The sequence below is a fragment of the Streptomyces sp. NPDC051136 genome (genome assembly GCF_044455745.1).
Taxonomy (GTDB): Bacteria; Actinomycetota; Actinomycetes; order Streptomycetales; family Streptomycetaceae; genus Streptomyces.
On the sequence record NZ_JBITFE010000002.1, the window covers coordinates 80,070 to 104,579 of the forward strand.

Consider the following 24,510-nt stretch of genomic DNA (forward strand, 5'->3'; position numbering starts at 1 on the left):
GGCGCGCCGTAGCTTCCGAGGCCCCCTTCGCGTATTTTTGACGGCTGCCCAGCACGTCAGAAGGGGGCCCGGTGGCCGCACAGGCTCAACAGGATTCAGCGGTCGACTCGGAGCACGACCCCGTACGCGGGGACTCCGCACGGGAGGACTCCGTGCGGGACCGAGAGATCAGCGTGGAACAGGAACACCTCGACCGGGTGTACCGGCGCCTGGAGGAGAAGATCCACGAGGCGGAGTTCCTCATGCACGACGCCGCGCAGCGCGGCCACGTCGGCACCCCCGGTGCCCTGGCCGAACGCGACGCGCAGGTCTTCCGGGCCGGCATCCACCTCAACCGCCTGAACAACGAGTTCGAGGACTTCCTCTTCGGCCGTATCGACCTGCTCCTCGGCAAGGACGGCAAGAAGGGCCCGGACGGCGCGTACACGGCGGTCGAGCCCGCCGAGGGCGCCCTCAGGCCCGACCGCACCGCCGACATCGCGGAGACCCTGCACATCGGCCGCATCGGCGTCCTCGACGAGGACTACGCGCCGCTGGTCATCGACTGGCGGGCGCCCGCCGCCGCGCCGTTCTACCGGTCCACGCCGGTCGACCCGGGCCGGGTCGTGCGCCGCCGGGTGATCCGCTCCAAGGGGCGGCGCGTCCTCGGCGTCGAGGACGACCTGATGCGGCCCGAGGTCACCGCCCGCCTGGACGGCGAGGAACTGGCCGTCGTCGGCGACGGCGCCCTGATGGCCGCCCTCGGCCAGGCCCGCACCCACTCCATGCGGGACATCGTGGCCTCCATCCAGGCCGAGCAGGACCGGGTGATCCGCGCCCCCGCCGCCTCCGTGACCTACGTCGAGGGAGGTCCCGGCACCGGCAAGACCGCCGTCGCCCTGCACCGGGCGGCGTACCTGCTCTACCAGGACCGGCGCCGCTACGCGGGCGGCATCCTGATCGTCTCGCCGACGCCGCTGCTCGTGGCGTACACCGAGGGCGTGCTGCCCTCGCTGGGCGAGGAGGGGCAGGTCGCCATCCGCGCCATCGGCTCCCTGGTCGAGGGCGCCGAGGCCACGCTGTACGACTCCCCGGCCACCGCCCGCGCCAAGGGCTCCGCCCGCATGCTGAGGGTGCTGCGCAAGGCCGCGCGCGGGGCGCTGGAGCCGGCCGACTCGCCGACCCTGCTCAGGGTCGTCGCCTTCGGCCGCCGCCTCGAACTGGAGGCCGAGGAGCTGGCCGGCATCCGCCGCACCGTCCTCGGCGGCACCGCGCCCGTCAACCTGCTGCGCCCCCGTGCCCGCCGGCTGCTGCTCGACGCCCTGTGGGAGAAGTCCGGCGCCGCGACCCGGCACACCGACCCGGAACTCGCCGCCGAGCTGCGCTCCTCCTTCGACGAGGACGTCAGCTCCGAGGACTCCTTCCTCGCCTTCCTCGACGCCTGGTGGCCCGAGCTGACCCCGGGCGCCGTGCTGGCGGCCATGGCGGACGAGCGGCGCCTCGGCCGCTGGGCCCGGCGGGTGCTGAACGCGGGCGAGGTCCGCAAGGTGGCGCGCTCGCTGCGGCGCGAGGGTCACTCCGTGCACGACATCGCCCTGCTCGACGAGCTCCAGGCGATCGTCGGCACGCCGGCCCGCCCCCGCAAGCGGCGCGAGCTGGACCCGCTGGACCAGCTCACCGGCCTGGAGGAGCTGATGCCGCAGCGCGAGGAGACCCAGTGGGAGCGCGCCGAGCGCCTCGCCCAGGAACGCACCGAGTACGCGCACGTCATCGTCGACGAGGCACAGGACCTCACGCCCATGCAGTGGCGGATGGTCGGCCGCCGCGGCCGGCACGCCACCTGGACGGTCGTCGGCGACCCGGCCCAGTCGTCCTGGTCCGACCCCGACGAGGCGGCCGCCGCCCGTGACGAGGCCCTGGGCACCCGCCCGCGCCGCCGCTTCGAGCTGACCGTGAACTACCGCAACCCGGCCGAGATCGCCGAGCTGGCGGCGAAGGTGCTCGCCCTCGCCATGCCCGGCTCGCACTCCCCCTCGGCCGTGCGGTCCACCGGCGTGGAGCCGCGCTTCGCCGTGGTGTCGGACTCCCTCGCCCCGACCGTCCGCGCGGAGGCGGCCCGGCTGCTCGGCCTGGTCGACGGCACCGTCGGCGTCGTCGTCGCCATGAACCGGCGCGAGGAGGCCCGGCGCTGGCTGGCGGGGCTGGGCGACCGCGTGGTGGCGCTGGGCAGCCTGGAGGCCAAGGGCCTGGAGTACGACGCCACGGTCGTCGTCTCCCCGGCCGAGATCGCCGACGAGTCGCCCGCCGGGCTGCGCGTGCTGTACGTCGCCCTCACCCGGGCCACGCAGCAGCTGACGGTGGTCTCCTGCGAGCGGGACGAGCCGGACGCCTCGGGGGTGCCGGACCTGCTGCGCGACTGAGCGCGTCCGGGCCGGTCACCGGCCCGGAACGTGCAGGAGGCCCGCGCCGTCCTCGGCGCGGGCCTCCTGTTCTCGTTTGAGTGGCACCGACCCGCCATGCTCGCCTCGCGGCAAGTGGTCGCTCGTAGCGACGAAGGTTGGGCCCGGGGGCTTGGATCGAGCCGGTGCCACGTCCAAGGTAACAAACGATCCCCGCAAGGCAATTCCCGTCCCGCGGGTTCCTTCTGCGGTCTCCGCGCCGGTCTCCCGGCCGCACCGGCTCCCCCCTTCCCCCGACGGGCTGTTTCTCGTATGGTGGAAGTCGTTTTCCGAAATCGGAGCGAACAAAAAGTTCGCAATCCGGGGCGGCTACCGCGTACCGAGTGGTAGGTGCGACGATCGGACGGCACAACCCAGTTACACGGTGAAAGCAGAGGAAGTCGGCCATGGCAACGGCGCCCAGCGTCTCCTACTCGATGACGGTCCGGCTGGAGGTGCCCGCGGGCGGAACCGCCGTCTCGCAGCTCACCACCGCGGTGGAGTCCGCCGGCGGCTCGGTCACCGGCCTCGACGTCACGGCCTCGGGCCACGACAAGCTCCGGATCGACGTCACCATCGCGGCCGGCTCGACGGCCCACGCCGACGAGATCGTGGAGCAGCTGCGCGGCATCGAGGGCGTCAGCCTCGGCAAGGTCTCCGACCGTACGTTCCTCATGCACCTCGGCGGCAAGATCGAGATGGCGTCCAAGCACCCCATCCGCAACCGCGACGACCTGTCCATGGTCTACACGCCGGGCGTGGCCCGCGTCTGCATGGCGATCGCCGAGAACCCCGAGGACGCCCGCCGCCTGACCATCAAGCGCAACTCCGTCGCGGTCGTGACGGACGGCTCCGCCGTCCTCGGCCTCGGCAACATCGGCCCGAAGGCCGCGCTGCCGGTGATGGAGGGCAAGGCGGCCCTGTTCAAGCGGTTCGCCGGCATCGACGCCTGGCCGATCTGCCTGGACACCCAGGACAGCGACGCGATCGTCGAGATCGTCAAGGCCATCGCCCCGGGCTTCGCCGGCATCAACCTGGAGGACATCTCCGCGCCGCGCTGCTTCGAGATCGAGGCCCGGCTGCGCGAGGCCCTCGACATCCCGGTCTTCCACGACGACCAGCACGGCACCGCCATCGTCGTCCTCGCCGCGCTGACCAACGCCCTGCGCGTGGTGGACAAGCCGATCGAGAACGTACGGGTCGTCATGTCCGGCGCGGGCGCGGCCGGTACCGCCATCCTGAAGCTGCTGCTGGCCGCGGGCGTCAAGAACGCCGTCGTCGCCGACATCCACGGCGTGGTGCACGCCGGCCGCGCCGACCTGGTCGACGCCGCCCCGCAGTCGGCACTGCGCTGGATCGCCGACAACACCAACCCCGAGGGCCTCACCGGCACCCTCAAGGAGGCCGTGCACGGCGCGGACGTCTTCATCGGCGTCTCCGCCCCCAACGTCCTCGACGGCGACGACGTGGCCGCCATGGCCGACGGTGCGATCGTGTTCGCGCTCGCGAACCCGGACCCCGAGGTGGACCCGGCGATCGCCCGTGAGACGGCCGCGGTCGTGGCCACCGGCCGGTCGGACTTCCCGAACCAGATCAACAACGTGCTGGTCTTCCCGGGTGTCTTCCGCGGCCTGCTGGACGCCCAGTCCCGCACCGTCAACACCGAGATGATGCTCGCCGCCGCCCACGCACTCGCGAACGTGGTGACCGAGGACGAGATCAACCCGAACTACATCATTCCCAGCGTCTTCAACGACAAGGTCGCCGGTGCCGTCGCGGGCGCCGTGCGGGAGGCGGCGAAGGCCGCCGGAGCGGTGGCGTAGGTTCCCCCGCTCGGGGAAGGCGGCCCGTGGCGTGGTGGTGAGGATCACCACGGCGGGCCGCCCCTCCGGCGCGTCGCGGGATGCCGGGCCTCGGGTCGCCCTCTAGGGTTGCGCAAGGCTCAGGCCCTCTCGGCGTGTGACTCCCAAGGGTGTTCTCACGACTCCTGGGGGTGCCGGATTGGCTTTACCGCCGCAGGTGGAGGCAGGATGCCTCCCTGGGCGCGAGGGTCTGACGACCGACCCGGGTCCGGGGAATGTCAGAGGGCCCTGGCAGCATCGGCATCGCTGTGCCCAACATGCGGCTCCGCCGCGTGGCACGCCTCAACGGCAAGTAGAACACGGGAGTAACAACATGAACCGCAGTGAGCTGGTGGCCGCGCTGGCCGACCGCGCCGAGGTGACCCGCAAGGACGCCGACGCCGTGCTGGCCGCGTTCGCCGAGGTTGTCGGCGACATCGTCTCCAAGGGCGACGAGAAGGTCACCATCCCCGGCTTCCTGACCTTCGAGCGCACCCACCGTGCCGCTCGCACCGCCCGCAACCCGCAGACCGGCGAGCCGATCCAGATTCCGGCCGGCTACAGCGTCAAGGTCTCCGCGGGCTCCAAGCTCAAGGAAGCCGCCAAGGGCAAGTAGGCGCGTGGGCGCTCCGCTGTGAGCGCCGGGGGCTGTGCGGTCCGTTCGGTCGGGCTGCGGTCGTTTCGCGGCCGCGGACCGGTTGTGGCTGGTCGCGCCCGCGCGGCGGAGCCGCACATCGACACAGCCCCGCGCCCCTTCGGGGCGCACCTCGCAACGCCGATGGGGCGGTCACCCGAGTCCGGGTGACCGCCCCATCGGCGTGTCTGCGGGAGCGTCAGCCCAGGGCCTTGCCCGGGAGTTCCACCTTCGCGCCCAGCTCGACGAGCTTGTCCATGAAGTTCTCGTAGCCGCGGTTGATCAGGTCGATGCCGTGGACCCGGGAGGTGCCCTGGGCCGCGAGGGCGGCGATCAGGTACGAGAAGCCGCCGCGCAGGTCCGGGATGACCAGGTCGGCGCCCTCCAGCTTGGTCGGGCCGGAGACCACGGCCGAGTGCAGGAAGTTGCGCTGGCCGAAGCGGCAGTCGGAGCCGCCCAGGCACTCGCGGTAGAGCTGGATGTGGGCGCCCATCTGGTTGAGCGCCGAGGTGAAGCCTAGCCGGGACTCGTAGACCGTCTCGTGGACGATCGACAGGCCCGTGGCCTGCGTCAGCGCGACCACCAGGGGCTGCTGCCAGTCCGTCTGGAAGCCGGGGTGCACGTCCGTCTCCAGGGCGATGGACTTCAGCCGGCCGCCCGGGTGCCAGAACCGGATGCCCTCGTCGTCGATCTCGAAGGCGCCACCCACCTTCCGGAAGGTGTTCAGGAACGTCATCATCGAGCGCTGCTGGGCGCCGCGGACATAGACGTTGCCCTCGGTGGCCAGCGCCGCGGAGGCCCAGGAGGCCGCCTCCAGGCGGTCCGAGAGGGCACGGTGGGTGTAACCGCCCAGCTCGTCCACGCCGGTGATGCGGATCGTGCGGTCGGTGTCCATGGCGATGATCGCGCCCATTTTCTGCAGGACGCAGATCAGGTCCTCGATCTCCGGTTCCACGGCCGCGTTGGACAGCTCCGTGACGCCCTCGGCGAGCACGGCCGTCAGCAGGACCTGCTCGGTCGCGCCGACGGACGGGTACGGCAGCCGGATCTTCGTGCCGCGCAGCCGCTGCGGGGCCTCCAGGTACTGGCCGTCCGCCCGCTTCTCGATCTTCGCGCCGAACTGCCGCAGCACCTCGAAGTGGAAGTCGATGGGCCGGCCCCCGATGTCGCAGCCGCCCAGACCCGGGATGAAGGCGTGCCCGAGACGGTGCAGCAGGGGGCCGCAGAACAGGATCGGGATGCGCGACGAGCCCGCGTGGGCATCGATGTCGGCGACGTTCGCGCTCTCCACGTGGGAAGGGTCCATCACCAGCTCGCCGGGCTCCTCGCCCGGGCGGACGGTCACCCCGTGCAGCTGCAGCAGTCCGCGTACGACCCGCACGTCGCGGATGTCCGGCACATTGCGCAGCCGGCTCGGCGCACTGCCCAGCAGGGCGGCCACCATGGCCTTCGGCACGAGGTTCTTCGCACCGCGAACCCGGATCTCGCCCTCCAGCGGAGTTCCGCCGTGGACAAGCAGTACGTCATCAGCGCCGTTGACGGTCATGAATCTCGCGTTCCGTGGGGTTGGGCAGGGGCCAGAAGGGAAAGGGTAATCGTCTTGTACCCCCCTTCATGGCGCCTGTGCACGGTCGGGCAACGTCATGGATTTGTCACAACACGCGGTGTTCACCGGCGCGTACAGGGGGTCACGATCGGGCGGCGTGCGCGGGTGCGTGTTCACCCCCGTGCCTCCGATTGCCTCCCCACGGGAGGGGAACATGCGGGATCATGTCTGGCATGACCGAGGTGTCCTCGCTCACGGGGCGGCTGCTCGTGGCCACACCCGCCCTGGCGGACCCGAACTTCGAGCGTGCGGTGGTGCTCCTCCTCGACCACGACGAGGAGGGTTCCCTCGGTGTCGTCCTCAACCGGCCCACGCCGGTCGACGTGGGCGACATCCTGGAGGACTGGGCGGACCTGGCCGGCGAGCCGGGCGTCGTCTTCCAGGGCGGCCCGGTCTCGCTGGACTCGGCCCTCGGTGTCGCCGTCGTCCCCGGCGGGGCGTCCGGCGAGCGGGCGCCGCTGGGCTGGCGCCGGGTGCACGGCGCGATCGGCCTGGTGGACCTGGAGGCACCCCCGGAGCTGCTGGCGTCCGCCCTGGGCGCCCTGCGGATCTTCGCCGGGTACGCGGGCTGGGGACCCGGTCAGCTGGAGGACGAGCTGACCGAGGGCGCCTGGTACGTGGTCGAGTCCGAGCCGGGTGACGTGTCCTCGCCGTTCCCCGAGAGACTCTGGCGCGAGGTGCTGCGCCGCCAGCGGGGCGACCTGGCGATGGTGGCGACCTACCCGGACGACCCGTCGCTCAACTGAAGCGTGTGAGCTTCAGTACCCTTGGCGGTTATGAGCACTCTCGAGCCCGAGCGCGGGACAGGTACGGGAACCCTCGTCGAGCCGACGCCGCAGACGTCCCACGGCGACGGCGATCACGAGCGCTTCGCGCATTACGTCCAGAAGGACAAGATCATGGCGAGCGCCCTCGACGGCACGCCCGTCGTGGCGCTGTGCGGCAAGGTCTGGGTGCCGGGCCGTGACCCGAAGAAGTATCCCGTCTGCCCCATGTGCAAGGAGATCTACGAGTCCATGAGCGGCGGCGGGGACGAGGGCAAGGGCGGCGACAAGAAGTAGACGCCGGGCGGCGGGCGCCGACGACCGGCGCCGCTGCCCGTACGGCCCTTTCGGAACGTCCCGAAGGCCCCCGGAGTGTGCCCGCGCGCACTCCGGGGGCCTTCGTGCGTCCCGGGCCGGTGCGCGCGCCGGTCACGAACTGGTTCAGACCTCTTGTGGACGTGTTCATGTACTCCCTACTCTCCTGGGTGTTGTGCAGAGCGAAACCGTCATTGCATATGTTGCAACGCACGCCCGGAGGAAAGACTCCATGAAGCTCGCCCCCCGCCTGGCCGTACTGCTGGCCGCGGCCGTCGTCGCCGCGACCGCCTGCGCACCCCAGACGTCCGACAACTCCTCCTCCGGCGAGGACGAGAAGAGCGGAACGCTGCGCGTCTGGCTGTTCCAGGAGGTCAACAACAAGCCGAAGGAGAAGGTCGTCGACGCGGTCCTCGCCGGCTTCGAGAAGGCGCACGAGGACACCGAGGTCACCGTGGAGTACATCCCGGTCGAGACCCGCGCCCAGCGCATCAAGGCCGCCTTCAACGACCCGAAGAGCGCCCCCGACGTCATCGAGTACGGCAACACCGACACCGCCGGATACGTCAAGGACGGCGGACTCGCCGACGTGACCGGGGAGTTCGACGCCTGGGACGAGGCGGCGGACACCGACCCCACCGCCCGCCAGTCGGTCACCGTGGACGGCAAGGTCTACGGCGCCCCCTACTTCGTCGGCGTCCGCGCCCTCTACTACCGCACCGACGTCTTCGACGAACTCGGTCTCGAACCCCCCGAGTCGCTGGCGGAACTGGCCTCCACCGCGAAGAAGGCGCACGCCGCGAAGCCCGGTCTGTACGGCATAGCGGTCGGCGGCGCCTACACCTACGGCGCGATGCCGTTCATCTGGGCCAACGGCGGCGAACTCGCCACCGGCAAGGGCGGCTCCTACGCCTCCGCCATCGACGGCGCCGCCGCCCGCAAGGGCATCGAGGCGTACACGTCCCTGTTCGGGGACGACAACTGCCCGGCCGCCAAGTGCGCCGGCATGGGCGGCAACGACACCGTCACCGCCTTCGCCTCCGGCAAGGCGGCCATGGCCATCGGCGGCGACTTCAGCCACCAGGCCGTGGAGGCCGGCCAGGTGAAGGGCAAGTACGCGGTCGTCCCGCTGCCCGGCGCCGAGCCCGGTTCCATCGCCCCCGCCTTCGCGGGCGGCAACAACGTCGGCGTCCTGAAGAGCACCTCGCACCGCACCCTCGCCGTCGACCTGATGAAGCGGCTCGCGTCGAAGAAGGCGCAGGGCGACCTGTTCGACGCGATGGGCTTCCTGCCGACCTTCACGGACGTACGGCAGCAGGTCGCGGCGAAGGAGCCGTTCGTGAAGCCGTTCGTCGACACGCTCGCCGCGGGCACCAAGTTCGTCCCGGCGTCCGCCGCGTGGGCGACGATCGACTCCTCCCAGGTGCTGCCGACGATGTTCCAGGAAGTGGTCAGCGGCAAGAAGGACGTGGCCGCGGCCTCCGGGGACGCGGCGAAGAAGATGGACGACGCGTTCGGCTCCGCCGGATGAGTGTGTCGCCTTCCGGCTCGGAGGGTGCGGTGCGTGCGCGGGTGCCGGTTAGTCGTGGTTCCTCGCGCCGTTCCCCGCGCCCCTTGAGGGGCGCTTCCCGCACCCCCTGGATCTATCTCGCCCCCGCTCTCGTCGTCCTCGGCGGGCTGCTCGTCTACCCCGTCTACCAGCTCGGGCTGATCTCCTTCCTGGAGTACACGCAGGCCCAGGTCAGTGGTGGGGAGCCGACGACCTTCCAGGGGTTCGGGAACTACGCGGAGCTGTTCGGGGACGGTGAGTTCTGGCGGGTGCTGCTCGCCACCGTGGTGTTCGCCGCCGCCTGTGTGGTGTCGACGCTGGCCGTCGGATGCGCGCTCGCCGTGCTGCTCACCCGGGTGCGGGCCGTGCCGCGGCTGGCGCTGATGCTGGCGGGGCTCGGCGCGTGGGCGACCCCGGCGGTCACCGGGTCCACGGTGTGGCTGCTGCTGTTCGACCCGGACTTCGGGCCCGTCAACCGGATGCTGGCCCTGGGCGACCACTCGTGGACGTACGGGCGCTACAGCGCCTTCCTGCTGGTGCTGCTCGAAGTGGTCTGGTGCTCCTTCCCGTTCGTCATGGTCACCGTCTACGCCGGGATACGGGCCGTACCGGCCGAGGTCCTGGAGGCCGCCGCGCTCGACGGGGCGTCCCAGTGGCGGATCTGGCGCTCGGTGCTCGCGCCGATGCTCCGGCCGATCCTGGTCGTCGTCACCATCCAGTCGGTCATCTGGGACTTCAAGGTCTTCACCCAGATCTACGTCATGACCAACGGAGGCGGCATCGCCGGCCAGAACCTCGTCCTCAACGTCTACGCCTACCAGAAGGCCTTCGCGTCCTCGCAGTACAGCCTCGGCTCCGCGATCGGCGTGGTCATGCTGCTGATCCTGCTCGCCGTGACGCTGGTCTACCTGCGGCTGCTGCGCCGCCAGGGGGAGGAGCTGTGAATCTTCCGCGCGCGCGAGTGCGCCGTCCGTGGCGGCTCGCGGCCGAGGCCGCCGCGCTGCTGACCGCCGTGGTGGTCGCCTTCCCGCTGTACTGGATGGTGCTGAGCGCCTTCAAACCGGCCGGGGAGATCGAGTCGGACCGGCCCCGGCCCTGGACGCTGGCCCCGTCGCTGGATTCCTTCCGGCGCGTCTTCGCACAGCAGGAGTTCGGCCGCTACTTCCTCAACAGCCTGATCGTGGCGGGCTGCGTCGTGATCGCCTCGGCGCTGATCGCCTTCCTCGCGGCGACCGCGGTGACGCGTTTCCGGTTCCGGTTCCGCACCACCCTGCTGATCATGTTCCTGGTGGCCCAGATGGTGCCCGTGGAGGCGCTCACGATCCCGCTGTTCTTCCTCATGCGGGACTTCGGCCAGCTGAACACGCTGGGCTCGCTGATCCTGCCCCACATCGCCTTCTCGCTGCCCTTCGCGATCTGGATGCTGCGGGGCTTCGTGAAAGCGGTGCCCGAGGCCCTGGAGGAGGCCGCCTACATCGACGGGGCGAGCCGCAGCCGCTTCCTCTGGCAGATCCTCTTCCCGCTCGTCCTGCCGGGACTGGTGGCCACCAGCGTCTTCTCCTTCATCTCGACCTGGAACGACTTCCTGTTCGCCAAGTCGTTCATCATCAGCGACACCTCCCAGTCCACGCTGCCGATGGCGCTGCTGGTCTTCTACAAGCCGGACGATCCCGACTGGGGCGGCGTCATGGCCGCGTCCACGGTGATGACGATTCCGGTGCTGGTCTTCTTCGTACTCGTACAACGACGACTCGTCTCCGGCCTCGGCGGAGCGGTAAAGGACTGACGTGAGCGACGTTCTTCCCCAGCCACAGCACGTGGCGTCCCAGGAGGGCGCCTTCTTCGACCTCGGCCCGGACACCACCCTCGTGGCCGGCGAGGGCACCGGGCGCACCGAGCGCTGGCTGCGCGCCACGCTGGGCGCCGCCACCGGGCTGCCGCTGGCGCCCGCGGCGGACGGGGGCGGCGGCGCCGTCCGGCTGGCGCTCGACCCGGAACTGCCCGCCGAGGGCTACCGCCTCGTCGTCGCGCCGGAGGGCGTGCACCTCACCGGCGGTGATCCGGCCGGTCTCTTCTGGGGCGCCCAGACGCTGCGCCAGCTGCTCGGCCCGGACGCCTTCCGGCGGGCCCCGCTGCCCGACCGCCGGTGGCGGCTGCCGCTGGTCCGCATCGAGGACGCGCCCCGGTTCCACTGGCGCGGCCTGATGCTGGACGTCGCCCGGCACTTCATGCCGAAGGACGGCGTCCTGCGCTACCTGGACCTGATGGCCGCCCACAAACTCAACGTGCTGCACTTCCACCTGACGGACGACCAGGGCTGGCGCATCGAGATCGAACGCCACCCGAAGCTCACCGAGACCGGCTCCTGGCGCTCGCGCACGAAATACGGCCACCGCGCCTCACCGCTGTGGGAGGACAAACCCCACGGCGGCTACTACACCCGGGACGACATCCGGGAGATCGTCGCCTACGCCGCCGAACGGCACATCACCGTGGTCCCGGAGATCGACGTACCCGGACACTCGCAGGCCGCCATCGCCGCGTACCCGGAACTCGGCAACACGGATGTGATCGACACCACCGCCCTGTCCGTCTGGGACACCTGGGGCGTCTGCCCGAACGTCCTCGCGCCCACCGAGCACACCCTGCGGTTCTACGAGGGCGTGTTCGAGGAGGTCCTGGAGCTCTTCCCCTCGGAGTTCGTCCACATCGGCGGCGACGAATGCCCCAAGGACCAGTGGCGGGCCTCGGCCACCGCGCAGGCGCGCATCGAGGAACTCGGCCTCACCGACGAGGACGAACTGCAGGCCTGGTTCATCCAGCACTTCGACACCTGGCTCACCGCACGCGGGCGCCGGCTCATCGGCTGGGACGAGATCCTGGAGGGCGGGCTGGCCGAGGGCGCGGCCGTGGCCTCCTGGCGCGGATACGCCGGCGGGGTCGCCGCCGCGCGCGCGGGGCACGACGTCGTGATGTGCCCGGAACAGCAGGTGTACCTGAACTTCCGGGAGGACGGGGGCGAGGACGAACCCGTACCGATCGCCTTCGTGCGCACCCTGGAGGACGTCTACCGGTTCGAGCCGGTTCCGGCGGAACTGACACCGCAGGAGCGCGCGCACGTGATCGGCACCCAGGCGAACCTGTGGACCGAGGTGACGGAGAACCAGGACCGGGTGGACTACCAGCTCTTCCCGAGGCTCGCCGCCTTCGCCGAGGTCGCCTGGAGCACGCTGCCCGCCCCGGCCGACCGGGACTACGCCGCCTTCGAGCGGCGGATGGCCGCCCACTACCGGCGACTCGACGCCCTGGGCGTCGCCTACCGGCCGCCCACCGGTCCGCGGCCCTGGCAGCGGCGGCCCGGCGTGCTCGGCCGGCCGATCGACGGCCCGCCGCCGCACCTGTAGGGAAACTCCGGACACGTCACGCGACACGGAAGGGAAACGCCCCTAAACGTCACCGAAGAGTGGCAACTCGCGCGCATCGCGCGTAGCTCCGATCGTCGGAGATCCCGTGCGAAAACGGACCATCTCCCCGACGAGGCGGGCGAATGCCTCCTAGCGGACCCCTGCGTTCGGGCCCTGCGAAGATGTGCCAGAGTTGCCACGTCCGCCCTGTCAGGCCGTACGGTACGGCCACATGGGCGGGACCAGGTGGGACAGCGGGAAGGGGCAGTCGGTTTGACCACGCACGCACCGCAGGCGGCGCAGGCCGTCACGCTGCCCACGACACTGGACGAGGCCGTGGCGGCGCTCACCGCGATGCCCGCGGCCGTTCCGGTCGCGGGCGGCACCGACCTGATGGCGGCCGTCAACTCCGGGCAGCTCAGGCCGGCCGCGCTGGTGGGCCTCGGCCGGATCAGCGAGATCCGCGGCTGGCAGTACCAGGACGGGCACGCGCTGCTCGGCGCGGGCCTCACCCACGCCCGCATGGGCCGCCCGGACTTCGCCGCGCTCATCCCGGCGCTCGCCGCCGCCGCGCGCGCCGCCGGGCCGCCGCAGATCCGCAACGCGGGCACCCTGGGCGGCAACATCGCCTCGGCCGCCCCCACCGGGGACGCGCTGCCGGTGCTGGCCGCCCTGGAGGCGACCCTGATCATCGCGGGCCCGGACGGAGCCCGCCGGGAGGTGCCGGTCTCGCACCTGCTCGCGGGCATGGAGATGCTCCGCGCGGGCGAGTTGATCGGCTACGTGCGCGTGCCGCTGCTGCACGCGCCGCAGGTCTTCCTGAAGGCCACCGGCCGCACCGGTCCCGGCCGCGCGACGGCTTCCGTCGCCCTGGTCCTCGACCCCGCCCGGCGCGGCGTGCGGTGCGCGGTGGGCGCCATCGCGCCGATGCCGCTGCGGCCGCTGGAGGCCGAGCAGTGGGTGGCCTCGCTCATCGACTGGGACAACGGCCGCGCCATCGTCCCGGAGGCGCTGCACGGCTTCGGCGAGTACGTCGCCGCCGCCTGCATCCCCGACGCGGACCCGGCCGAGGACGGCTCCGTGCCGCCGCTGCCGCCCGCCGTACTGCACCTGCGGCGCACCGTCGCCGCGCTGGCCCGACGAGCACTGGGGAGGGCGCTGTCGTGACCGACGACCAGCACGGCGACGAGTACGGCGAACGGCACGACGACCGGCACGCGGGGGGCAGGCCCCCGAGCGGCGGACGCTGGGACCCGCTGCCCCAGGGCGACTACGACGACGGCGCCACCGCCTTCGTGCAGCTCCCCGAGGGCGGCGTGGACGCGCTCCTCGCCTCCGCCGACAGCCCGCTGGCCGCGCCCGGCCACGGCTACGTGCCGCCCCAGATCACGGTCACCTCCGCCCCCACCGCGGACACCGACCCGGCGGCCACCGGCTCCTGGACGATGCCGTCGGTGCCGTCCGCGCCCGTGGACGGTGCCCAGTGGCAGGCTCCGGACGCCGGTCAGGAGCCCGCCGCCCACCCGGGGTACGGCGACTACACCGCCCACCACGACCCGTACGGCGGGGCGGCGCCCTACGACACGCACGCCGGCCAGGGCGTTCACGGGCCGGACGTCCACGGACAGGACGTCCACGGACAGGACGTCCATGGGCAGGGCGACCCGTACGGCTACCGGCCCGGGGCCACCGGACAGTGGGACTTCTCGCAGGCCGCGCAGGCCGAGGCGGAGGCCGCGGCGGCGCGGCACGCGCCCGGCCAGGACGTGACCGGGCAGTGGTCCATCCCCGTGGCCGGCGGCGACCTGCCGGACGAGTCGGGCGAGTTCACCACGTCGTCCCTGGCCGAGCAGTGGGGGACCGGCGCTCCGGCCACCCTCCCCGGCGGCGCGCCCGCCCCCTGGGCGACGCAGCCGGCCGGACAGCCCTGGGACGAGGGCGCGCCGCAGACGCGACCGGACGCCGGGGAACGGCCCGCAGACCGGCCGTGGGAGCAGGAGGCGCCCCACCCCGGCCCCGCCGGGGCTCCGTACGCCGACACCGCCGACGAGCGGTACGCGTCCGACGACCCGTACACCTCCGACGCGTCCCACGATCCGTACGCGTCCGCCCCGGCCGACGACCCGTACGTCCACCGGACCGCCGAGCCCCCGGCCGACGCCGCCGAGGCGCCCGCCGAGCCCGACCCCGCCGCACCGGCGGGCGACGGGACGGACGGGGTGGCCGAGACCGGCGTCACCGGTGGACACGGTGAGCCGGGCGGGTCCGGGGAGGCCCCTGAAGGCCCCGCAGAGCGCCCGGCGCGCTCCGGGGGACCCGCGGCGCCCGAGCCCCACGCACAGGCCGCCGAGGGCCCCGTGACGGGCCCGGCACAGACCGCCGACCGGGACCCCGTGGACCACGCGGACGCCGCGGACCCCGGGGAGTCCCCAGAGCCCGCGGACTCCGCGCACGAGCAGGTGCCCGAGCAGGCACCCGAGTCCGAACAGGAGCACGGCCCGGCGCCGGAGTCCGGACGGGACCGCCCGGACGGGCAGCACCCCGACGCTCCGGCCGCCCCCGCGGACGCGGTGGACGCCCGTACCGGCCCCGAGGACGAAGCCCGGCCCGAGGCGGACCCGGAGGCCCCCGAGGCCGCCCCCGCCGCCGGGGAGCCGTCCGCCCCGGCCGGCCCGCAGGACGAGCACCCCCTCGCCTCCTACGTGCTGCGCGTCAACGGCACCGACCGGCCCGTCACCGACGCCTGGATCGGCGAGTCGCTGCTCTACGTGCTGCGCGAGCGCCTCGGCCTCGCGGGCGCCAAGGACGGCTGCTCGCAGGGCGAGTGCGGCGCCTGCAACGTCCAGGTCGACGGACGGCTCGTCGCCTCCTGCCTGGTCCCCTCCGTGACCGCCGCCGGCAGCGAGGTGCGGACCGTCGAGGGCCTGGCCGCCGACGGCAGGCCCTCGGACGTGCAGCGGGCGCTCGCCCGGCGCGGCGCGGTGCAGTGCGGTTTCTGCGTGCCCGGCATGGCGATGACCGTGCACAACCTCCTGGAGGGCAACCCCGCCCCCACCGAGCTGGAGACCCGCCAGGCCCTGTGCGGCAACCTGTGCCGCTGCTCCGGCTACCGGGGCGTCCTGGAGGCCGTCAAGGAGGTCGTCGCCGAACGCGAGGCGCACGCCGAGGACACCCAGGCGGGCGCGGACTCCGACGAACCCCGCATCCCGCACCAGGCCGGTCCGGGCGCGGGCGGCGTCAACCCGGCGGCGTTCGGCTCCCAGCCGCCACCGGGACCGCCGGACGCGACGGGACCGCACGACCAGGCGCCCTACGGCGACCACGGCAACCACGGCCAGGACGGAGGCCACGCGTGAGCAACGACGCCGCGACTGCGGAGGCCGAGGGGACCGTCGAGGCGGCACCCGCCGCGCCCGAGCCGATCCCGCACGGCCTCGGCGCGTCCCTGCCGCCCGCCGACGCCCGCGCCAAGACCGAGGGCACCTTCCCGTACGCCGCCGACCTGTGGGCCGAGGGCCTGCTGTGGGCGGCCGTACTGCGCTCGCCGCACCCGCACGCGCGCATCGTGTCCATCGACACCACCCACGCGCGCGAGATGCCCGGCGTACGGGCGGTCGTCACCCACGAGGACGTGCCCGGCACCCCGCTGCACGGCCGCGGAGACCGCGCCGACCGCCCGGTGTTCGCCTCCGAGGCCGTACGCCACCACGGCGAGCCCCTCGCCGCCGTCGCCGCCGACCACCCGGACACCGCGCGGATGGCGGCCGCCGCCGTCATCGTCGAGTACGAGGTGCTCGACCCGGTGACCGACCCGGAGCAGGCCTTCGAGGCCGAGCCGCTGCACCCCGACGGCAACCTGATCCGGCACATCCCGCTGCGCCACGGCGACCCCGAGGCGGCCGGTGACGTCGTCGTCGAGGGCCTGTACCGCATCGGCCGCCAGGACCCGGCACCCATAGGAGCCGAGGCGGGTCTGGCCGTACCGCGTCCCGACGGTGGTGTGGAGCTGTACCTGGCCTCCACCGACCCGCACGGCGACCGGGACATCGCCGCCGCGTGCTACGGCCTCGCGCCGGAACAGGTGAAGATCGTGGTCACCGGGGTGCCGGGCGCCACCGCCGACCGCGAGGACCAGGGCTTCCAGCTGCCGCTCGGCCTGCTCGCGCTGAAGACCGGCTGCCCGGTGAAACTGACCGCCACGCGCGAGGAGTCCTTCCTCGGGCACACCCACCGCCACCCCACCCTCCTGCGCTACCGCCACCACGCGGACGCCGAGGGCCGGATCGTGAAGGTCGAGGCGCAGATCCTGCTCGACGCGGGCGCCTACGCGGACACCTCCTCCGACGCCCTGGCCGCCGCGGTGGCCTTCGCCTGCGGCCCGTACGTCGTCCCGAACGCCTTCATCGAGGGCTGGGCGGTGCGCACCAACAACCCGCCCTCCGGCCACGTGCGCGGCGAGGGCGCCATGCAGGTGTGCGCCGCGTACGAGGCGCAGATGGACAAGGTCGCCAGGAAACTCGGCCTCGACCCGGCCGAGGTGCGGCTGCGCAACGTCCTGGCCACCGGTGACGTGCTCCCCACCGGCCAGACGGTCACGTGCCCGGCCCCGGTCGCCGAACTCCTCCAGGCGGTCCGCGACTTCCCGCTCCCCGCGCTGCCCAAGGACACCCCCGAGGACGAGTGGCTGCTGCCCGGCGGCCCCGAGGGCGCGGGCGAACCGGGCGCGGTGCGCCGGGGCGTGGGCTACGGCATCGGCATGGTGCACATGCTGGGGGCCGAGGGCGCCGACGAGGTCTCCACGGCCACCGTGAAGGTCCAGGGCGGCGTCGCCACGGTGCTGTGCGCCGCCGTCGAGACCGGCCAGGGCTTCACCACGCTGGCCCGGCAGATCGTGCAGGAGACCCTCGGCGTCGACGAGGTGCAGGTGGCGCCGGTCGACACCGACCAGCCCCCGGCGGGCCCGGGCTGCCGCGGCCGGCACACCTGGGTGTCGGGCGGCGCGGTGGAACGCGCGGCCAAGATGGTCCGCACCCAGCTCCTCCAGCCGCTGGCCCACCAGTTCGGCATGTCCACCGAGCTGCTCCAGATCGCCGACGGCAAGATCACCTCGTACGACGGCGTGCTCTCGACGACCGTCGCCGAGGCGCTGGACGGCAAGGAGCTGTGGGCCACCGCGCAGTGCCGTCCGCACCCGACCGAGCCGCTCGACGAGGCCGGACAGGGCGACGCGTTCGTCGGCATGGCCTTCTGCGCGATCCGCGCGGTGGTCGACGTCGACATCGAGATCGGCTCGGTACGGGTCGTGGAACTGGCCGTCGCCCAGGACGTGGGCCGGGTCCTCAACCCGGCGCAGCTGACCGCCCGTATCGAGGCGGGCGTCACCCAGGGCGTCGGCATCGCGCTCACCGAGAACCTCCGCACCCCGCGCGGTCTGATCCGCCACCCCGACCTGACCGGCTACGCCCTGCCGACCGCGCTGGACGCCCCGGACATCCGGATCGTGAAGCTCGTCGAGGAGCGGGACGTGGTCGCGCCCTTCGGCGCCAAGGCGGTCAGCGCGGTGCCCGTGGTGGCCTCCCCGGCCGCCGTCGCCTCCGCCGTACGCGCCGCCACCGGACGCCCGGTGAACCGGCTGCCGATCCGCCCCCAGGCCGCGGTGGCCGCGGGCAACTGATCCGCCCGCAGGCCGCGGTGGCCGCGGGCACCGATCCGCCCGCGCGCGAGGCAACGGACGGGGGGCCGGGCGCGTCCTACCGGGCGGACGGGGTCCGTGCGCAGGAGCGTTGTCAGTGGTGGCGCGTAGTCTCCGAAGGAGTGCGAGCGGCAGCCGTCGGCTCACGACGGCCATACTTTTCTCGGGGGAGACGATGCACGCGGTCAGCGGTGGTGCACCGTGCGGCGCGAGGACCGTGCCCGGCGCGGCGACGGACGACGCCCGGACACCGGGGCCCTCGCTGGTGACCCGCCTCCGCCTCGTGACGTCGGTGGAGGACCCGTCCTGGACGCGCGCCGCCACCCGGTCCCAGGGCGGCTGCGAGCGCCCGTCCCTGTGGAACACGTCCACCCTGATGAGCTGCCTGCTCCTGGCGGTGAGCCACCGCACGGCACCCGGCGCCTCCCACGACCTCCCGACCCGGTTCCTGGACCGCGAGTTCGGCCGCGCCCGGGTGACGCGCTTCGAGGACCTCGACTTCCCCGCGGCCCTCCGCCACGGGCCCACCCGCCGCTTCCTGCGCGACACGGGCCTGCCCGCGGACGCCCACCCCTTCCGCCACGACCCGGACGACCTGCCGCTGCCGACCCTGGCGGAGTACTGCGACGAGCACCCCGGACTCCCGGTCCCGGCCGGCGCGGACCACCTCGTACGCCTGGGACGGCTGGCGGACGGCGCGCACGTGGCCGTCGACGGCACCACGGGCGCCGTCCTGACGTGGCGGGCACCCGCGGGCACCCTCCACCCCCTGATGTCGGACGTCTCCGCCCTCGCCCTCACCCTCTGGGCACTGCGACGCGCGACGCGCATGGAGGCCGTGGCGGGGATCGAACCCGCGTAACTCGCTTTGCAGGCGAGCCCCTCAACCACTCGGGCACACGGCCGGGTCTGTGACTCGGTGATCCGACGGTAGGCCGGGGCGGGGGAGGGGCTCAAGGGATCCGGGCGGGCCGCAACACGACCGCCACACCCCGTTCATGAAGCGACCCCGGCCGTACGACCGGGGTCCCGGTCCCGCACCTTCTCCCGACAGGGGTCAAAGCGGGCAGCGGACCTTACGCTGGCGACCATGACCATCCCCGAACCCCGCGACACCGAGGTCGCCCTCGCCGTCGAGCCCACCGTCGCCGACCCCGGCCCCGACGAGACCGTGCTGAGCCGCGCCTACCGGGCGCTGAGCGTCGGCATCGTCTCCGTCATCGTGCTGATCGCCTTCGAGGCGACGGCGGTCGGCACGGCGATGCCGGTGGCGGCGCGGGAGCTGGACGGGGTGTCGCTGTACGCGTTCGCGTTCTCGGGATACTTCACGACCAGCCTGTTCGGGATGGTGCTCTCCGGCCAGTGGTCGGACCGGCGTGGGCCGCTGGCGCCGCTGACGGCCGGCATCGCCGCCTTCGCGGCCGGGCTCGTGCTCTCCGGGACCGCGGGTGCGATGTGGCTGTTCATCCTCGGGCGGGCCGTGCAGGGGCTCGGCGGCGGACTGGTGATCGTCGCGCTGTACGTCGTGGTGGGGCGGGCCTACCCGGAGCGGCTGCGGCCCGCGATCATGGCGCGTTCGCGGCGGGCTGGGTGGTCCCCTCGGTCGTCGGCCCGCTGGCCTCCGGCGCGGTGACCGAACACCTCGGTTGGCGCTGGGTGTTCGTCGGCATCCCGGTGCTCGTCGTCGTCCCGCTGGCCCTCGCGCTGCCCCAGATACGCAGCCGCGCGTCCGGCCCGGTGGCGGGAGGGGACGCGCCCGCCTCCTTCGACCGCCGCCGCATCCGCCTCGCCCTGGGCATCTCGCTGGGCGCCGGCCTGCTCCAGTACGCCGCCCAGGACCTGCGGTGGGTGTCGCTGCTGCCGGGAGCGGCGGGCCTGGCGCTGCTCGTCCCCGCCGTCCTCGGGCTGCTGCCGCGCGGCACCTACCGGGCGGTGCGCGGGCTGCCCTCCGTGGTCCTGCTGCGCGGGGTGGCCGCGGGGTCCTTCATCGCCGCCGAGTCCTTCGTCCCGCTGATGCTGGTCACCCAGCGCGGGCTCAGCCCGACCCTCGCCGGACTGTCCCTGGCGGCGGGCGGCGCGACCTGGGCCGCGGGGTCCTGGCTCCAGTCCCGCTCGCGCCTGGAACCGCACCGGGAGCGGCTGATGACCCTCGGCATGGTGCTGGTCGCGGCGGCCGTCGCCACGGCCCCCAGCGTGCTGATCGACGGCGTACCGGCCTGGACGGTGGCCGTCGCCTGGGGCTTCGGCTGCTTCGGCATGGGTCTGGTGATCTCCTCCACCAGCGTGCTCCTGCTCAAGCTCTCCGCCCCCGAGGAGGCCGGCGCCAACTCCGCCGCCCTCCAGATCTCCGACGGCCTCTCCAACGTCGTCCTGCTGTCGGCCGGCGGCGCCGCCTTCGCGGCCCTGGGCGGCGGCACGGTCAGCCACGCGGCCACCGAGGCCACCGGCTCCCACCCCGCGGCCTTCGCGGCGGTGTTCCTGCCCATGGCGGCGGTGGCGCTGGTGGGGGCGTGGGTGGCGACCCGGGTGCGGGAGCGGTGAGCGGGAGGAACCGCGGTGCGACGCGCGGGGCGGCTGTGACGTCCGTCCCACCCGGGGGTGACCCGGCCCCGGGCGCGCGTTGATCACGGCGGCCCGCCGGTAGGGTGGCCCGGTTGTCATACGTGGCCGAGCCGCTCTACCCCCTTTCGGAGACCGTGACTACCACCGCCAGCTCCAGCACCTCGCACCACCTGTCCCCGGCCTTCCCCGGCCGTGCCCCCTGGGGCACCGCCGGCAAGCTGCGGGCCTGGCAGCAGGGGGCGATGGAGAAGTACCTCCAGGACCAGCCCCGGGACTTCCTGGCCGTCGCCACCCCCGGCGCCGGGAAGACCACCTTCGCGCTGACGCTGGCGTCCTGGCTGCTGCACCACCACGTCGTGCAGCAGGTGACCGTCGTCGCGCCGACCGAGCACCTGAAGAAGCAGTGGGCCGAGGCCGCGGCGCGGATAGGGATCAAGCTGGACCCGGAGTACAGCGCGGGCCCGCTCAGCCGCGAGTACCAGGGCATCGCCATCACGTACGCGGGCGTCGGGGTACGCCCCATGCTGCACCGCAACCGCGTCGAGCAGCGCAAGACCCTGGTCATCCTCGACGAGATCCACCACGCCGGTGACTCCAAGTCCTGGGGCGAGGCCTGCCTGGAGGCGTTCGAGCCCGCCACCCGCCGTCTCGCGCTCACCGGCACGCCCTTCCGCTCCGACACCAACCCGATCCCCTTCGTGGCGTACGAGGAGGGCAACGACGGCATCCGCCGCTCCGCCGCCGACTACACCTACGGCTACGGCTCGGCGCTCTCCGACGGCGTCGTGCGCCCCGTCATCTTCATGAGCTACAGCGGCAACATGCGCTGGCGCACCAAGGCCGGCGACGAGATCGCCGCCCGGCTCGGCGAACCGATGACCAAGGACGCAGTCAGCCAGGCCTGGCGTACCGCGCTCGACCCGCGCGGCGAGTGGATGCCGGCCGTGCTGCGCGCCGCCGACCAGCGGCTGACCGAGGTCAGGAAGGCCATCCCGGACGCCGGCGCCCTCGTCATCGCCGCCGACCAGGACTCCGCCCGCGCCTACGCCAAGCTGATCCGCGAGATCACCGGCGACCGGGCCACCGTCGTCCTGTCCGACGACGCGGGCGCCTCGAAGAACATCGACACGTTCAGCCAGAGCACCGAGCGCTGGATGGTCGCCGTCCGCATGGTGTCCGAGGGCGTCGACGTCCCCCGGCTCGCGGTCGGCGTCTACGCGACGACCATCTCCACCCCCCTCTTCTTCGCCCAGGCCGTGGGCCGCTTCGTGCGTTCCCGCCGGCGCGGCGAGACCGCCTCCGTCTTCCTGCCGACCGTGCCCGACCTGCTCACCTTCGCCAACGAGATGGAGCGCGAGCGCGACCACGTCCTCGACAAGCCCAAGAAGGAGGGCGAGGAGGACCCCTACGCCGAGTCCGAGAAGGAGATGGACGAGGCGAACCGGGAGCAGGACGAGGACACCGGTGAGCAGGAGCAGTTCGCCTTCGAGGCCCTGGAGTCCGAGGCCACCTTCGACCGGGTGATGTACAACGGCGCCGAGTTCGGCATGCAGGCCCACCCGGGCAGCGAGGAGGAGCAGGACTACCTCGGCATCCCCGGCCTGCTGGAGCCCGACCAGGTGCAGTTGCTGCTCCAGAAGCGGCAGGCCCGGCAGATCGCGCACAGCCGCAGGAAGCCCGACGAAGAGGCCGACCTGCTCGAACTGCCCGCCGACCGCCGCCCGGTCGTCTCCCACAAGGAGCTGATGGAGCTGCGCAAGCAGCTCAACACCATGGTCGGCGCCTACGTCCACCAGAGCGGCAAGCCGCACGGCGTGATCCACACCGAGCTGCGCCGCGTGTGCGGCGGCCCGCCCAGCGCCGAGGCGACCGGCGGCCAGCTGCGCCAGCGCATCGCCAAGGTGCAGGAGTGGGCGACCCGCATGAAGTGACGTCGCCGCCGCGCGCGGGCGGGTGTCGCACGTATGAGGACAAAAGGAGACCGTCGGTAACGGTTGGCGCCCGGATTCTGGACGGAGCCTTCCGCTGAGCGGACCTGGTCGTTACTGTCCCGCTACGCACACGCCCCGTGGCAGCGCCGCCGCGGAGCGCAGCCGTGAAGCGACTGGGCCCGCGACAACGCCGGGCCGTCAGCCGATCGGCGGCCTCTGAAGCGCGTCACTGACGGGACTCGGTGACGCATCCCCGCGAGGAGGGCCGCCGACCTCACCACGAAGGAGTGGGCGTCGTGACCGCGGAGACCTCTCAGACGCTCGACCGGGGACTGCGGGTCCTCAAACTGCTGGCCGATACGGACCACGGGCTGACCGTCACCGAGCTGTCCCACAAGCTGGGCGTCAACCGGACCGTCGTGTACCGGTTGCTGGCCACCCTGGAACAGCACGCACTCGTCCGCCGCGACCTGGGCGGCCGCGCCCGCGTCGGCCTCGGTGTGCTCGGCCTGGGCCGCCAGGTGCACCCCCTGGTCCGCGAGGCGGCGATGCCGGCCCTGCGCGCACTGGCGGAGGACATAGGGGCGACGGCCCACCTCACGCTGGTGGACGGCGCCGAGGCCCTCGCCGTCGCCGTCGTCGAACCGACGTGGACCGACTACCACGTCGCCTACCGCGCGGGCTTCCGCCACCCCCTGGAGCGGGGCGCCGCCGGCAAGGCCATCCTCGCCGCCCGCCGGCCCCCGCAGCCAGCCGGCGAGGCCGTGGACGGCCCCGGCTACACCCTCACCCACGGCGAACTGGAAGCGGGGGCCTGCGGCGCGGCGGCGCCCCTGCTCGGCGTCACGGGCGTCGAGGGCAGCGTCGGGGTGGTCATGCTGGCCGACGTCGTCCCGGAACGGGTCGGCGAGCGCGTGATGCACGCGGCCCGGGAGGTGGCGGAAGCGCTGCGGTGAGGCGTCGCGGTGCCCGGGCGTCGGAGCCCGCGGGACCGCACCACGTTAGATTGACCCCGTGCTCTCTCGTCTCACGCGTCCCCAGGTCCTCGCCGTCTGCGGTGTGCCCGTCGTGGCGCTGCTCGCGACCGCCGTGTTCGCGCCGTTGCCGTTCTCCGTGGCGCAGCCCGGGCTGACGGCCGACGTGCTGGGCGAGAACCAGGGGGCCGAGGTGATCACGATCAGCGGGGCGCCGACGCACGCGACCAGCGGGCAGCTGCGGATGACGACGATCGAGGCGACCGGGCCGGACGCGAGCATCCACCTCGGGGACGTGCTCGGCAGCTGGTTCGACACCGACCGGGCCGTGATGCCGCGCGACGCCGTCTACCCGAGCGGCGACGACGTGAGCGAGATCGAGCAGTACAACCAGGAGCAGATGAAGGAGTCGCAGGACTCGGCCACCACGGCCGCGCTCGGCTATCTGCGGATGGACAAGGGCGACGTCGACGTCAAGCTCCGGCTGGAGGACGTCGGCGGGCCCAGCGCCGGGCTGCTGTTCTCGCTCGGCATCGTCGACAAGCTCGGCGCCGGCGACCTCACCGGCGGCAAGGTCGTCGCCGGCACGGGGACCATCACCGGCGACGGCAAGGTCGGCGCCGTCGGCGGGGTGCCGCTCAAGACGCAGGCCGCCCGGCGGGACGGGGCCACCGTCTTCCTGGTGCCGAAGGCGGAGTGCTCGGACGCGCGGTCCGAACTGCCCGAGGGGCTGCGGCTGGTCCCGGTGACGACGCTCAAGGGCGCGATCGACGCGCTGAAGGCACTGGAGAGCGGGAAGGGCGACGTGCCCGCCTGCTGAC

Annotated in this window: 17 protein-coding genes, 1 tRNA gene and 1 pseudogene; 17 read left to right on the forward strand and 2 right to left on the reverse strand. The window is 73.1% G+C overall.

The features are described from left to right. Nucleotides 1-71: 71 nt before the first annotated feature. From ACIBCJ_RS05885 to ACIBCJ_RS05895, 3 genes are all read left to right on the forward strand, one after another. Entirely contained in the window at nucleotides 72-2,399 is a 2,328-nt protein-coding gene (locus tag ACIBCJ_RS05885) for a UvrD-helicase domain-containing protein (protein WP_362094299.1), read from the forward strand. Between the two features lie 425 nt (nucleotides 2,400-2,824). Further along, the gene (locus tag ACIBCJ_RS05890; RefSeq protein WP_362094301.1) at nucleotides 2,825-4,240 is read left to right on the forward strand and encodes an NAD-dependent malic enzyme; all 1,416 of its coding nucleotides are present in this window, start codon (nucleotides 2,825-2,827) and stop codon (nucleotides 4,238-4,240) included. A gap of 352 nt (nucleotides 4,241-4,592) precedes the next feature. Next, the gene (locus tag ACIBCJ_RS05895) at nucleotides 4,593-4,874 is read left to right on the forward strand and encodes an HU family DNA-binding protein (protein WP_003950507.1); all 282 of its coding nucleotides are present in this window, start codon (nucleotides 4,593-4,595) and stop codon (nucleotides 4,872-4,874) included. Between the two features lie 217 nt (nucleotides 4,875-5,091). Here ACIBCJ_RS05895 and murA read toward each other — a convergent pair whose 3' ends face one another. Next, nucleotides 5,092-6,438 carry a UDP-N-acetylglucosamine 1-carboxyvinyltransferase gene (gene murA, locus ACIBCJ_RS05900; protein ID WP_153179616.1) on the reverse strand — a complete coding sequence of 449 codons (1,347 nt, stop codon included), beginning with the start codon at nucleotides 6,436-6,438 and terminating at the stop codon, nucleotides 5,092-5,094. Between the two features lie 233 nt (nucleotides 6,439-6,671). On the opposite strand from murA, the gene ACIBCJ_RS05905 reads away from it, so the two are divergent. From ACIBCJ_RS05905 to ACIBCJ_RS05950, 10 genes are all read left to right on the forward strand, one after another. Continuing rightward, nucleotides 6,672-7,244 carry a YqgE/AlgH family protein gene (locus tag ACIBCJ_RS05905; protein ID WP_166661593.1) on the forward strand — a complete coding sequence of 191 codons (573 nt, stop codon included), beginning with the start codon at nucleotides 6,672-6,674 and terminating at the stop codon, nucleotides 7,242-7,244. Nucleotides 7,245-7,274: 30 nt separating this feature from the next. Then, nucleotides 7,275-7,559 (forward strand): DUF3039 domain-containing protein, encoded by a 285-nt coding sequence (locus tag ACIBCJ_RS05910; RefSeq protein ID WP_030402030.1) that lies wholly within the window; start codon nucleotides 7,275-7,277, stop codon nucleotides 7,557-7,559. A gap of 250 nt (nucleotides 7,560-7,809) precedes the next feature. Then, entirely contained in the window at nucleotides 7,810-9,108 is a 1,299-nt protein-coding gene (locus ACIBCJ_RS05915; protein WP_365978961.1) for an extracellular solute-binding protein, read from the forward strand. Next, nucleotides 9,105-10,070 carry a sugar ABC transporter permease gene (locus ACIBCJ_RS05920; protein ID WP_365978962.1) on the forward strand — a complete coding sequence of 322 codons (966 nt, stop codon included), beginning with the start codon at nucleotides 9,105-9,107 and terminating at the stop codon, nucleotides 10,068-10,070. Before ACIBCJ_RS05915 ends, ACIBCJ_RS05920 begins: the two co-directional genes overlap by 4 nt. After that, on the forward strand, nucleotides 10,067-10,912 hold the full coding sequence (locus ACIBCJ_RS05925) for a carbohydrate ABC transporter permease (protein ID WP_362094313.1): 846 nt from the start codon (nucleotides 10,067-10,069) through the stop codon (nucleotides 10,910-10,912). The genes ACIBCJ_RS05920 and ACIBCJ_RS05925 overlap by 4 nt, the downstream gene beginning before the upstream one ends. Nucleotide 10,913: 1 nt before the next feature. Then, nucleotides 10,914-12,530, forward strand: a complete 1,617-nt coding sequence (locus tag ACIBCJ_RS05930) for a beta-N-acetylhexosaminidase (RefSeq protein WP_365978963.1) — start codon at nucleotides 10,914-10,916, stop codon at nucleotides 12,528-12,530. Between the two features lie 273 nt (nucleotides 12,531-12,803). After that, entirely contained in the window at nucleotides 12,804-13,697 is an 894-nt protein-coding gene (locus ACIBCJ_RS05935; protein ID WP_133885440.1) for a xanthine dehydrogenase family protein subunit M, read from the forward strand. Next, nucleotides 13,694-15,886 carry a 2Fe-2S iron-sulfur cluster-binding protein gene (locus ACIBCJ_RS05940; RefSeq protein WP_365978964.1) on the forward strand — a complete coding sequence of 731 codons (2,193 nt, stop codon included), beginning with the start codon at nucleotides 13,694-13,696 and terminating at the stop codon, nucleotides 15,884-15,886. Before ACIBCJ_RS05935 ends, ACIBCJ_RS05940 begins: the two co-directional genes overlap by 4 nt. After that, entirely contained in the window at nucleotides 15,883-18,204 is a 2,322-nt protein-coding gene (locus ACIBCJ_RS05945) for a molybdopterin cofactor-binding domain-containing protein (RefSeq protein WP_365978965.1), read from the forward strand. Before ACIBCJ_RS05940 ends, ACIBCJ_RS05945 begins: the two co-directional genes overlap by 4 nt. A 193-nt stretch (nucleotides 18,205-18,397) precedes the next feature. After that, nucleotides 18,398-19,084 (forward strand): SUKH-4 family immunity protein, encoded by a 687-nt coding sequence (locus ACIBCJ_RS05950; RefSeq protein WP_365978966.1) that lies wholly within the window; start codon nucleotides 18,398-18,400, stop codon nucleotides 19,082-19,084. Here ACIBCJ_RS05950 and ACIBCJ_RS05955 read toward each other — a convergent pair. Further along, nucleotides 19,053-19,127: transfer RNA gene (locus ACIBCJ_RS05955), tRNA-Cys, on the reverse strand. The two genes, ACIBCJ_RS05950 and ACIBCJ_RS05955, sit on opposite strands and share 32 nt — an antisense overlap. Nucleotides 19,128-19,312: 185 nt before the next feature. Here ACIBCJ_RS05955 and ACIBCJ_RS05960 point away from each other — a divergent pair. From ACIBCJ_RS05960 to ACIBCJ_RS05975, 4 genes and pseudogenes are all read left to right on the forward strand, one after another. Next, nucleotides 19,313-20,763, forward strand: a pseudogene (locus ACIBCJ_RS05960) (MFS transporter). A gap of 155 nt (nucleotides 20,764-20,918) precedes the next feature. Continuing rightward, nucleotides 20,919-22,715 (forward strand): DEAD/DEAH box helicase, encoded by a 1,797-nt coding sequence (locus tag ACIBCJ_RS05965; protein ID WP_365978967.1) that lies wholly within the window; start codon nucleotides 20,919-20,921, stop codon nucleotides 22,713-22,715. Nucleotides 22,716-23,011: 296 nt separating this feature from the next. Then, nucleotides 23,012-23,671, forward strand: a complete 660-nt coding sequence (locus ACIBCJ_RS05970) for an IclR family transcriptional regulator (RefSeq protein ID WP_133885446.1) — start codon at nucleotides 23,012-23,014, stop codon at nucleotides 23,669-23,671. Between the two features lie 58 nt (nucleotides 23,672-23,729). Next, nucleotides 23,730-24,509: a S16 family serine protease gene (locus ACIBCJ_RS05975; protein ID WP_365978968.1), complete on the forward strand. Its 780-nt coding sequence runs from the start codon at nucleotides 23,730-23,732 to the stop codon at nucleotides 24,507-24,509. Nucleotide 24,510 lies beyond the last annotated feature (1 nt).

Coding starts and splice junctions, on each gene's coding strand:
- ACIBCJ_RS05890 (WP_362094301.1), top strand. CDS start 2,825: ATGGCAACGGCGCCCAGCGTCTCCTACTCGATGACGGTCCGGCTGGAG.
- ACIBCJ_RS05895 (WP_003950507.1), top strand. CDS start 4,593: ATGAACCGCAGTGAGCTGGTGGCCGCGCTGGCCGACCGCGCCGAGGTG.
- murA (WP_153179616.1), bottom strand. CDS start 6,438: ATGACCGTCAACGGCGCTGATGACGTACTGCTTGTCCACGGCGGAACT.
- ACIBCJ_RS05905 (WP_166661593.1), top strand. CDS start 6,672: ATGACCGAGGTGTCCTCGCTCACGGGGCGGCTGCTCGTGGCCACACCC.
- ACIBCJ_RS05910 (WP_030402030.1), top strand. CDS start 7,275: ATGAGCACTCTCGAGCCCGAGCGCGGGACAGGTACGGGAACCCTCGTC.
- ACIBCJ_RS05915 (WP_365978961.1), top strand. CDS start 7,810: ATGAAGCTCGCCCCCCGCCTGGCCGTACTGCTGGCCGCGGCCGTCGTC.
- ACIBCJ_RS05920 (WP_365978962.1), top strand. CDS start 9,105: ATGAGTGTGTCGCCTTCCGGCTCGGAGGGTGCGGTGCGTGCGCGGGTG.
- ACIBCJ_RS05950 (WP_365978966.1), top strand. CDS start 18,398: ATGCACGCGGTCAGCGGTGGTGCACCGTGCGGCGCGAGGACCGTGCCC.